The organism is Streptosporangium sp. G12 (assembly GCF_052983175.1).
In genome coordinates this window covers 63,413-74,246 of the sequence record NZ_JBRIQO010000031.1, presented here as the reverse complement: position 1 = coordinate 74,246, position 10,834 = coordinate 63,413, and the positions used below count along the sequence as shown (strand labels likewise).

Annotated in this window: 8 protein-coding genes; 5 read left to right on the top strand and 3 right to left on the bottom strand. The window is 71.2% G+C overall.

From position 1 onward, the window contains the following. Positions 1–164: 164 nt before the first annotated feature. Positions 165–1,058 (bottom strand): hypothetical protein, encoded by an 894-nt coding sequence (locus ACVCAG_RS37700; RefSeq protein ID WP_440087777.1) that lies wholly within the window; start codon positions 1,056–1,058, stop codon positions 165–167. A gap of 242 nt (positions 1,059–1,300) precedes the next feature. Between ACVCAG_RS37700 and ACVCAG_RS37695 the strand changes: the two genes are divergently transcribed. From ACVCAG_RS37695 to ACVCAG_RS37685, 3 genes are all read left to right on the top strand, one after another. Further along, a complete protein-coding gene (locus tag ACVCAG_RS37695) occupies positions 1,301–3,349 on the top strand; it encodes an adenylate/guanylate cyclase domain-containing protein (protein ID WP_440087776.1) in 2,049 nt (682 codons plus the stop codon). Positions 3,350–3,406: 57 nt separating this feature from the next. After that, positions 3,407–4,075, top strand: coding sequence for a Crp/Fnr family transcriptional regulator (locus ACVCAG_RS37690; RefSeq protein ID WP_362844439.1), 669 nt, complete (start codon positions 3,407–3,409; stop codon positions 4,073–4,075). Between the two features lie 153 nt (positions 4,076–4,228). Continuing rightward, positions 4,229–5,710, top strand: a complete 1,482-nt coding sequence (locus ACVCAG_RS37685) for an MFS transporter (protein ID WP_440087775.1) — start codon at positions 4,229–4,231, stop codon at positions 5,708–5,710. Position 5,711: 1 nt separating this feature from the next. On the opposite strand, the gene ACVCAG_RS37680 is transcribed toward ACVCAG_RS37685, so the two are convergent. Further along, on the bottom strand, positions 5,712–6,377 hold the full coding sequence (locus tag ACVCAG_RS37680) for a TetR family transcriptional regulator (protein ID WP_440087807.1): 666 nt from the start codon (positions 6,375–6,377) through the stop codon (positions 5,712–5,714). A gap of 82 nt (positions 6,378–6,459) precedes the next feature. Here ACVCAG_RS37680 and ACVCAG_RS37675 point away from each other — a divergent pair, with 82 nt between their 5' ends. Further along, the gene (locus ACVCAG_RS37675) at positions 6,460–7,896 is read left to right on the top strand and encodes an MFS transporter (RefSeq protein ID WP_447191288.1); all 1,437 of its coding nucleotides are present in this window, start codon (positions 6,460–6,462) and stop codon (positions 7,894–7,896) included. Between the two features lie 194 nt (positions 7,897–8,090). On the opposite strand, the gene ACVCAG_RS37670 is transcribed toward ACVCAG_RS37675, so the two are convergent. Next, positions 8,091–10,169, bottom strand: a complete 2,079-nt coding sequence (locus ACVCAG_RS37670; RefSeq protein ID WP_447191300.1) for a PhoX family protein — start codon at positions 10,167–10,169, stop codon at positions 8,091–8,093. 159 nt (positions 10,170–10,328) lie between these two features. Here ACVCAG_RS37670 and ACVCAG_RS37665 point away from each other — a divergent pair, with 159 nt between their 5' ends. Further along, positions 10,329–10,784, top strand: a complete 456-nt coding sequence (locus tag ACVCAG_RS37665) for a sterol carrier family protein (RefSeq protein ID WP_440087773.1) — start codon at positions 10,329–10,331, stop codon at positions 10,782–10,784. The last annotated feature ends 50 nt before the right edge of the window (positions 10,785–10,834 follow it).

The window sequence follows — 10,834 nt, the reverse complement described above, 5'->3', positions numbered from 1 at the left end:
CCGCCCGCCCGCCGCGCTCCCGCGAACGGGTCGGACGATCAGGCGGCCGCGCAGATCACGTACACGACGCCCTGGGTCTTGTCGTTGCCCCCACCCCCGTGACCGGCGGGAACGCCTTCCCTCGATCTCGTGTTCGGCGTTCCGCGCCCGATCCGGGGTCAGGACTACATGCAGATCGCGTAGACGGTGCCGCTGCTGTTCTTGCCGCTCACGGTCCAGCCGGTGGGCGTGGAGCCGGTGGGCGCGCTCGTGTAGATCTGGCCGGAAGCGCTGCCGCTGCTGCTGAAGCCGCCGCCCGTGGCGACCTTGCCCGAACCACAGCTCACGCTCTGGCTGCCGCCCTGGCCACCGAAGTCGAACTGCGTGCTGACGGTGGTGACGGTGGGGGTTCCGCCGCCGCCACCCGATCCCGGCGTACCGGGGTCGCCCTTGGGGCCCTTCAGCGACGCGATGAACTCCGCCTTGGACTTGCCCCTGTTACCCGGCAGTTCGAGCCAGACCTCGTAGGCGCTCTTACCGTCGTCGCCGTCCCTGCCGTTCCGGCCGTTCCGCCCGTCGTCACCGTCCCTGCCGGGCTTGCCGTCGGCACCCTTGGGACCGGGGGCGCCCGGCTTGCCGTCGTCGCCCTTCGGCCCCTGCGGGCCCGGCGCGCCGTCGGCGCCCTTCGGCCCCTGCGGGCCGATCTCCCCCTTTGGCCCCTGCGGGCCGGCTTCGCCCTTGACTCCCTGCGGGCCGGTGGCACCCTTGAGGCCCTGCGGGCCCTGCGGTCCGGTGTCGCCCTTGGGGCCCTGCGCGCCTCGCGGGCCCTGCGGCCCGGCGGTGGCGACACCCTGCTGGCCCTGGGTCGTCTGCCCCCACCTGATCCGGACCTCGGTCGGCCTGCATTTGGCCGTCGCGTTGACGATCCGGGTGTAGCGCGTCTGCTTGTGGACGCACGCGTGAATCTCCGCCGCCGCCGACGAGGCGACGGCGCTGCCGTTCGCGGTGAACAACGTTCCAACGAGCACGCCAACGGTCACTACGGCGAGCGAGCGTCCGCCCGGCAACGTGATAGCCACTGGGCTTCCTTTCTGCGACACCAGAGCATGGTGTGATGGGAGAGGTACACGTAGTACACGTTTCGACCGTTCCAACGGTTGCCACCGGAAACATCACACTTCGGTGTCGGAAGCCCGGCGATTAACTCGCCTGCCGACACCGCCCCCGTACGGGATAATCGGATCGTTCGGGGGAACCCGCCCGCTGGGCGTGGACGAACAAGACAGGGAACCCGCGGGGTTCCCCAGACGCGGAGGCCACCGTGCCGACCATCAACCCGACAGACGCGGTCACGGAAGACCGGGCCCGACGGGAACCGTACCTACCACCGGCGACCCAGCCGATCCGCACCGTGGTGTGGGCGCTGCATCTGGCGCTGCCGATGCTCGGGCTCTGGCTGCTGCTCGCCGAGCCCGACCTGAACATCGTGCTGCAGGACAACCCCAGTCATTTCTGGCTGATCATCACCGTGGCCGGGATCAATCTGGTCCTGGGTCTCATGGTCGGCGAGGCGTCGGCTCGGCGGGCGGACGCCCGCCTGCTGCTGGTCTCGCTCGTCTTCCTGAGCGGCGCGGGATCGTTCCTGGTGCACGGGCTGACCACGCCAGGGGTCATCCTGGACAAAATAAGCTACGGCTTCGACCTCTCGCACCCGGTCGGTCTCCTCGTGGCCTCGGTGTTCGCGTTCGCCTCGGCGCTGCCCCTGGGCGAGCGGGCGGCCGCGGCCGTGCTGAGGAACCAGATGTGGCTGCGTGGCGGCCTCGCCCTCCTGATCACCCTGTGGGGGGTGGCCTGCCTGGTGCCGCGTCTGACCCCGCTCAGCGGCTCACCTCCTGAGGGGATCGGCCTTGGCGGCCTGGAGTGGATCGGGGTGGCCCTGTTCGCGGCGGCGGCGGCGATGATGTTCCAGCTGCACCGCGGGCGCCCGGCGGTCGTGCTGATCAGCCTGGTCACCGCGTACGCCCTGCTCGCCGAGGCGCTGGTCGCGGGATTGTCCCACCGCAACTGGCACCTGTCGTGGTGGCTGTGGCACGCGCTGCTGACCACGGCGTTCGTCTTCGTCGCCTACAGCGCCTACCTGCAGTTCCGGCGGGAGGGCACGAGCGCGGGGCTGTTCGACTCGGTGGCGCTGTCGGCGACGGTCAACAGGATCAGGGCCGACTACGAGGCCGCCCTGGAGGAGCTCGTCGGTCACCTGCGGCGCAGGGAGGAGAGCAGGGTCCCGATCGCGAACAGGCTGGCGGGCAAGTTCGGGCTCACCGACGCGCAGGTGGCGGTGCTCGACCGGGCGGGCGAGGCGCTGGCCAACGAGCGGGAGCTGAGCGACCGGCTCGCGGCGCTGGCCGACATCGGCAGGCAGGCCCGCGTGGGCCTGCCAGAGAAGGAGATGCTCGCCCAGGGTCTCGACCGCGTGCGGCAGGCGTACGGGGACGTCCGGATCAAGCTCGTCGACAACGGCCGGGTCACCGTGAACTCCAAGGAGTACGGCCAGCGGGACTTCCCCGAGGACCGGCCGATCCGGCTGGAGGGGAAGCTCCTGCACCCGCTGACGGTGAAGGGCAGGCTCGCCGGGGCGCTGGAGGTGCCGATCGGCAGGACCCCGCAGGACGAGGCGCTCGCCGCCACGCTGGCCGGCCAGATGTCCATCTCCCTGGAGAACGCCCGGCTCTACAGCGAGCTGGAGACCCTCTTCCGGCAGTACATGTCGCCGGACGTGGCCCAGTCGCTGCTCGCCGACCCGCAGACGGCGGCGCTGGGCGGCGAGCTGGTGGAGCTGACCGCGCTCTTCGCCGACCTCAAGGGCTTCACGAGCTTCTCCGAGCGGGTGGCTCCCGGCGAGATCGTCGAGATGCTGAACCGGTACCACACCGCGGCCGTGCCCATCGTGCTCGGCAACGGCGGCACGATCGTGCAGTTCGTGGGCGACGCGCTGCTCGCGCTGTTCAACGCCCCCGCCCGGCAGGAGGACCACGCCCTCGCCGCGGTGCGGGCGGGTCTGGCGATGCAGGAGGCGGCCGAGGAGATCGCGGCGGGGATGCCTGGATATCCTCGGTTCAGGATCGGTATCAACACCGGTGAGGCGCTCGTCGGAAACATCGGCAGCCCCGAGTTGCGCGGGTTCAACGCGATGGGCGACTGCGTCAACGTGGCCGCCCGGCTCGAGGGGATCGCGGAGCCCGGCAGCGTCGTGATCGGTCAGACCACCCTCGACCTGATCGGCCCCCGGGCCAAGACCCAGTCCCTGGGCTGGCTCAACCTCAAGGGCAGGGAACAACCCGTCCATGCCTACGTGCTGTCTGGGCTCTCGTAAAAGTACCTTTCGCCGCGAGAGCCGTACGAACACAATCGAGATCGCCAGGAGGTGGTTATGACTTCTTCCCCCGAACCGGGCGAATTCATCACATTGCTCACGGAAGACGAGGTAAAGGCCCTGTACGCCGCCGGGCGACCCCGGCGCTGGGACAGGGGCGCGACGATATGCACCGAGGGCGACGTGAGCGACTGGGTGCTCATCCTGACCTCCGGCCGCGTCAAGGTGTCCTCGCACACCGCGGTCGGCAGCGAGGTGGTCCTCGCGGTGCGAGGGCCCGGGGCGCTGCTCGGCGAGTTCGCGGCGATCGACGGGCTCCCCAGGTCCGCCACGGTCACCGCCCTCGAACCCGTGGAGGGGATCACGGTCCGCGACTTCTCCTCGTACCTGCAAGCTCATGGGAGAGTCGCCGTACTGCTGATGCAGATGGTGACCGGCAAGATGCGCGACTCCGACCGCAAGCGCATCGAGTACGGCGCGTTCGACACCACCGGCCGCGTGGCCACCCGGCTGGTCGAGCTGGCCGAGCGGTACGGCGAGCCGGACAACGGCGGGGTGCGGGTGGCGCTGCCCCTCTCCCAGGACGAGCTGGCCGGCTGGACCGGGGCCTCCCGCGAGGCGGTCAGCAAGGCGCTGCGCTCCCTGCGCGATCGCGGGCTGATCGAGACAGGCCGGCGTCGCGTGATCATCCACGACATGGAGGGCCTGCGCAAACGGGCCCGCTGAGGGCACGCCGTCCCGAAAAGGGCCGTACGGATCAGCGGAGGGGCGTGCCCGCCCTGGAGAGGAAGGGCACGCCCTCGGCACGCGAAAGCCGGGGCGCGCTTCGGGGTGAGACCGGATCACGGTCGACGTACAACGTACGTCAGACTGGGAGCCATGGTCGCAATTCCCCAAGACCTGCCTGGATCCCCCGAATACCTATCAAAACTCCGCTACGCGTGGCGGGTCTGCTCGGTCACCAGCCTCGGCCTGGTCATGATCGGCATCTCCGGCAGCACCCTGAACGTGGCGCTTCCCACCGTGGTCAGGCACTTCCACGCGGACGCGTTCTCCGCGGGCTGGGTCCTGCTCGCCTTCCTGCTCGTCAACACCGCGACGCTGGTGTTCTTCGGCCGGGTGGCCGACCTGCTCGGCCGCCGGGAGATCTACCTGGCGGGGTTCGTCCTGTTCACCGCCGGATCGTTGCTGGCCGGGCTCTCGCCGGGCATCTGGTTCCTGATCGCGATGCGCGCGGTGCAGGCGGTCGGCGCCGCGATGATCCTCGCCAACGGCACAGTGATCATCACCGACGCCTTCCCTCCCGACCGGCTCAGCCAGGGCATGGGCGTCTACATCGGCACCCTCTCGGTCGCCCAGCTCGCCGGCCCCACCCTGGGCGGCCTCGTCGCCGAGACCGCCGGCTGGCAGTGGATCTTCTGGATGAACGTGCCCGCCGGGTTGATCGCCCTCACCTGGGGGGCGTTCACGCTGCGCCGCGTCTCGCGGGGAGAGCGCCGGCCGGTGGACGCGCTCGGCAACCTGATCGTGTTCGCCGCCCTCTCCGCCGCCCTGATCGCGCTGTCCGAGGCGGGGTCGCGCGGCCTGTCGAGCCCCGTGGTGATCGTCGGCGCGGCGATCGCGGCGGTGCTGGTGCCGGTACTGGTCGTGGTGGAGCGCCGGGCCTCGCATCCCGTGCTCGACCTGCGGCTGTTCGGCGAGCGCATGCTGGCCTTCGCCAACCTCGCCTCCTTCTGCAACGCGCTGGCGCGCTCGGCGCTGATCCTGCTGGTCGCCCTCTACTTCCAGGCCGCCAGGGGCGTCGACGCCGTCACCGCGGCCCTGGGCGTGCTCCCCGTCCCGATCGGCATGGCCCTCGCCTCCCCCGTCGCCGGCGCCCTCGGCCGCCGCGTCAGGCCGTACGCGCTGTCGGTGGGCGGCGCCCTGATGAGCGCGACCGGGCTGGGCATCCTGCTCCTGAACACCGACCCCGCCACGCCGTACTGGATCATCGCGGTGGGCCTGTTCCTGTGCGGCTGCGGCAGCGGCACCTTCCTGACCGGCAACACGACCCAGGTCATGTCCGCCCTGCCCGCCGGGAGCCTGGGCGTGGTGAACGGCTTCCGGCTCATGATCATGAACGTCGGGATCGTGCTGAGCGTCGCCCTCACGCTCAGCGTCCTGACCAGCTCGGTCAGCGCCGAGCTGCGCGGGCAGGTGTACGCGGGCACGCTGTCGCGCGTCTCCCCCGTCGCCGTCGAGCACCTGATGACCGGTTTCCAGCGGACCTACGCCGTCCTGTTCGCCGTCGCGCTCACGGGCGCCCTGACGGCCGCCCTCGCCCGTCCCCGCCGCTCCGGTCGCGCGAGGTCGCCCTCCTGAGTCAGTGCCCTCCTGAGCGGGCGGAGAGCGCCTCGATGCCGGCCATGAGGAGGTCGACGCCGAAGGTGTCGTAGAGATCGGGGGCACTGCCCTCGGAGAGGGGCACGGCCATCTCCACGATGTGGGGGTAGACGTCCGGCGGCAGCGACTGGAGCCTGAGCCGCTTAAGGCGCGTCCGCTCGGCCGCCTCCTGCTCGGAGAGGCCGGGAGGGCAGTTCCGCCCCGGACCCGCCGCCAGCGCGATCGCGCCGCTGAGCAGGTACCGGGAGATCATGCAGCTCTCGTCGGAGGAGAACCCGCCGCGCTTGGCGAGGCCGAGGGCGGTGTCCCAGACCGCCAGGTAGGCGGGCACCTCTATGTGGTCCACCGCACCCAGCACGTCCGCCGCGCACGGGTGGCGCCGGAGCACCCTGACCAGGCCCGCGACGAGCTCGCGGAGCCCCTCCTGCCACGGGCCCGTGTAGCCCCCCTCGATCACGAAGCCCTCGATCAGGTGGCCCGCCATACCGGCGGTCAGCTGCTCCTTGTTCTTGAAGTGCCAGTAGAGCGCCATCGGGGTGACGCCCAGCTCCTGGGCGAGCCTCCGGATGGTCACCGCCGCCAGTCCCTCGGCGTCGCCGATCTCCAGCGCCTGCTCGACGACCGCCTCGCGGGTCAGTTTCCCCATCACGCTTGACAACTATACGCCGTACGGGTTCCACTGTGCACCGTACATGTACGACGTATAAGTACAACGTAGAGGACGGGGAATGACGGATACCCGCAGGTGGTGGGCGCTGGGAGCGATCTCGCTGGCCACCTTCATGACATATCTCGACAACAACGTGGTGAACGTGGCGCTGCCCACGATCCAGCGGGACCTCGGGCTGAGCATCTCCGGGCTGGAATGGATCGTGAGCGGCTACATCCTGGTGTTCGCCGGGCTGATGCTCGTCGGCGGGCGCCTGGCCGACGTCTTCGGGCGGCGGCGTGTCTTCCTGATCGGCCTCGTCGTGTTCACCGCGGCGTCGTTCGCGGCCGGGATGGCCACCGACGGCGGCGCGCTGATCGCCACCCGGGCGGTGCAGGGCGTGGGGGCGGCGTTCCTCACCCCCACGGCGCTGGCCCTGCTCACCTCGATCTTCCCCGACACCAGGGAACGCGCGACGGCGGTCGGCCTGTGGAGCGCGGTCGGCGCGCTCGCCCTCGCCCTCGGCCCGCTGACCGGCGGGTTGATCAGCGAGCGCTGGCACTGGGGCTGGATCTACCTGATCAACGTGCCCATCGGGATCGTGACGCTCGGCCTCGCGCTCTGGGCGATCAGGACGGCCCCCCGGGAGACGGTACGGCGCGGCCTCGACGTCCCGGGCCTGGTGACGTCGAGCCTGACGCTGTTCGCGCTGACGTACGCGCTCATCGAGGGTGCGGGGGCCGGATGGACCTCCCCGGAGATCCTGGGCGCCTTCGGGATCGCGGCCGTGTCGGCGCTCGCCTTCGTCACGATCGAGCGCCGCGGCCGGGAGCCGATGATCGACCTGTCGCTGTTCCGGTCGCGGGTGTTCAGCGGGGGCACGCTGTCGATGGGCCTGTGGTCCTTCGGGGTGTTCGGCATCTACTTCTTCACCGCGCTGTACCTGCAGAACGCGCTGGGCTTCTCGCCGATCGAGGCCGGGGCGGCGTTCGTGCCGATGGCGCTGGTGATGGCCGTCACCGCCGCCCTCGCCCCGAGGCTCGACCGGGCCCTGGGCACCGCGCGGACCGTGGCTGCCGGGCTCCTGCTGATGGCCGTGTCGGTGTTCGGGATCTCGTTCGTCGGGGAGGGCGGGTCGTTCGGCGACCTGCTGCCGTGGTTCCTGGTCTACGGGGTGGGCGGCGGCATGCTGGTGCCGCTCACCACCGCGATCCTCGGCGCGCTTCCGGCGGGCAGGACGGGGGTCGCCTCGGGCGTGCTGAACGTCTCGCGCGAGATCTTCGGCCTGCTCGGCATCACGGTCCTGGGGGCGATCCTCGGCGCGCGGCAGTCCTCGCTCCTGGCGGAGGGCGCCGGGCAGCCGGCCGCCTTCCTGGACGCCTACCGGTACACGCTGGTCGTCGCCGCGGCCATCGTGCTGGTGGGCGTGCCGGTGAGCCTGCTGTCGCTGCGGGCCTCCCGGGCCGCACGCCCGCCGGTGGCCACCGAGGAACGTCCCGCCGTACCGGTGGGTTAGGGCCCCGGACACGCGGAAGGGCACCGGCCCGCATCCCCGGGGTGGGACGCGGGCCGGTGCCGGAAGCGGTGCGAGCCGGCGGCCGGATCAGGAGCCGGTCCACGTCCCCCCGAGCGGGCGCGGGCCGGTGTCCGGACGGAGCCGGTGCCGGGACGCGAACCGCGGGCGGACGCGGGTGCGAACCGGCGGCCGGATCAGGAGCCGATCTTGCCGCCCTTCGCGTGCCAGGCGACCACGACGGACGGGCGGGGCTGGGAGGTACCGCCGTCAGGCCAGTGGCTGCTGGGGGTCTCGGGGGTGGCGCCGTCGGTCTCACCGGGGTGCTGCACAGCCACGAAGACGCTGCGCTGGTCCGCGCTGACCAGCGGGCCGCAGGTCTCCGCGCCGACCGGCACGCTCAGGAACTGCTTCAGGTGACCGCGCTCGGGGCCGCGGACCGGCATGGCGAACAGGCCGTCGTTGGCGCCGAGCTGGTTGCCGTCGGTGGAGATCCAGAGGTTGCCGTCGGCGTCGAAGGCGACGTTGTCCGGGCAGGAGATCGGCGAGACCTTGGTCTTGTCGAACCCGGCGAAGTAGGTCGCCGGGTCGTTCGGGTCGCCGCAGACCAGGGGCAGGGACCAGGCGAAGGTCGTGGCCCCGGCGTCGTTGCGCCGCTCGACGATCTCCAGGACGTGGCCGTGCTTGTTCGCCGGACGCGGGTTGGCCTCGTCCACCTGGGCCGGGGTCCGGTTGCTGTTGTTGGTCAGGGCCACGTAGACGCCGCCGGTGACGGGGTTGCGCTCCACGTCCTCGGGACGGTCCATCTTGGTCGCGCCGACCTTGTCGGCCGCCGTACGGGTGTAGACGAGCACCTCCGCGGCCGTCATCCCGGGAACGTGCGAGACCTTGCCGGTGACCAGCGGGATCCACTCGCCCGAGCCGTCGAACCGCCCGTCGGCGGGGAGCTTGCCGGTGCCGTCGATCTCGGTGGCCGGGCTGTTACCGGTGAACTTCGCCACGTACAGCGTGCCGTCGTCCAGCAGGGTCCGGTTGTGCCGGTCGAAGCCCCGGATGTAACGCTCCCGGGAGACGAACTTGTAGACGTACTCGAACCGGGAGTCGTCGCCCATGTAGGCCACCACCCGGCCGTCGGCGGCCAGGGAGGTGGTGGCGCCCTCGTGGGCCAGCCTGCCCAGGGCGGTTCGCTTGATCGGGGTGGAGTCGGGGTCGAACGGGTCGATCTCCACGATCCAGCCGGTGCGGTTGACCTCGTTCGGGTGCTTGGCCAGGTCGAAACGCTCCTCGACCCTGTCGAACCTGCGGTTGCCGCTCGGGACGCCCGTCGTGATGTTCACCCCGTACCGGGCGAGGTACGGCTTCTGCGCCTCGGGCACGCCGTTGCCGTTGACGAAGTACTGGTTGAAGTTCTCCTCGCCGCTGAGCACCGTTCCCCACGGCGTGGTGCCGCCCGCGCAGTTGTTCAGCATGCCGACCGGCGTGGTGCCCTTGGGGTCGGCGGCGGTCCTCAGCAGGGCGCTGCCGGCCGCAGGGCCGGTGAACTTCATGGGGGTGTGCACGGTGACGCGGCGGTTGTAGCGGCGGGAGCCCCGGGTGACCAGCTTCCACTGGCCGGACCCGCCCACCCGCTCGATCTCGACCACCGAGCCGCCGTGCGCGGCCATCCCGATCCTGATCTGCTCCTCCGTCGCGGAGGTGCCGTCCGTGTAACCGCGGAACATCAGGCTCTCGTCGCTGTACTCGTGGTTGACCCAGAGCAGGCCCCGGTGCTGCCCCATCGGGAAGAGGGTGACGTAGTCGCAGTTGTAGCCGAACTGCTTGGCCTGCGCGGCTGCCGTCTGGTTCTCGAAGTCGAACGCGGGGGCGCCGGGCAGAACCGGGTCGCCCCAGCGCACCACGGCCGCCGACAGGTAGCCCGAGGGGACCGTCACCTTGTCGTCGGTGTTCGGTGCGATCGCGGTGAAGCGGAGACCGCTCTTCTGGCCGTGGTCGTGACCGTGGCCCCCGCCGAAGGTGCTCGCGTCCACGTCCGGGTCGGCGAGGGCGGGGAGCGCCGTGCCGATCCCGACCCCGGCGACGACGGCGCCCAGGGCACCGGCCCGCAGCATGGCGCGACGGGTCATCGCCTCGGCGACCACGTCGCCGAAGTAGCTGTTGTCGCTGGTGTTCGTCACATCGTGGGCGCACTGGTCACCGCAGCGGAACCGGCAGGTGAGCGCGCTGCGTCCACCCTTGTGCGGGCTCGTGAGCAGGGGGAGCAGTCGGCGCGGCGACATGTTCGCCACAGGGTCCTCCAAAAAGGGGCGAGGTCTTTCGGCCCGGAGGCTACGCGGGCCGGCCGAACCCGAGGTGAACGACGTCGACCGGGATGATGAACCGTTTGCCGGGACGAGCCGTCCGGGGCGCTGTCCCGGGACGCGGCTCCGGCGGGCATCATGGATCACGTGCCACCTCACAAGCCCGACGCGGCCAAGGTCCGCGCCGCCCTCGACACCCAGCTGAGCGCTCTCGACGAGCCGCCCTACGACGGACCAGGAGGGCTCGCGGCGCTGCTGGGCGCCTGCGTGAGCGTGGTGATGAGAGCCTTCGAGCGGGGAATCCGCCCGGAACGGGAGATCACTCGCTTCGCCGTACGGCACCTGCTGGACGAGCTGGCGACGGCCGCGCCGGGCCGGACCGTCGAGGTCCGGGTCCCGCCCTACGCGGCGGTGCAGTGCGTCGAGGGTCCCCGTCACACCCGGGGCACCCCGCCCAACGTGGTGGAGACCGACGCGCGCACCTGGCTGGAACTCGCCACCGGCGGCCTGACCTGGTCCGAGGCGATGGCCGCCGGAAAGATCGCGGCGAGCGGGGCCCGCGCCGACCTGTCCGGCCACCTCCCTCTCCGATAGCCGCCCCGGGCAGGCTGTGACCCCCGTCGACCCCCGTCGACCCCCGTCGA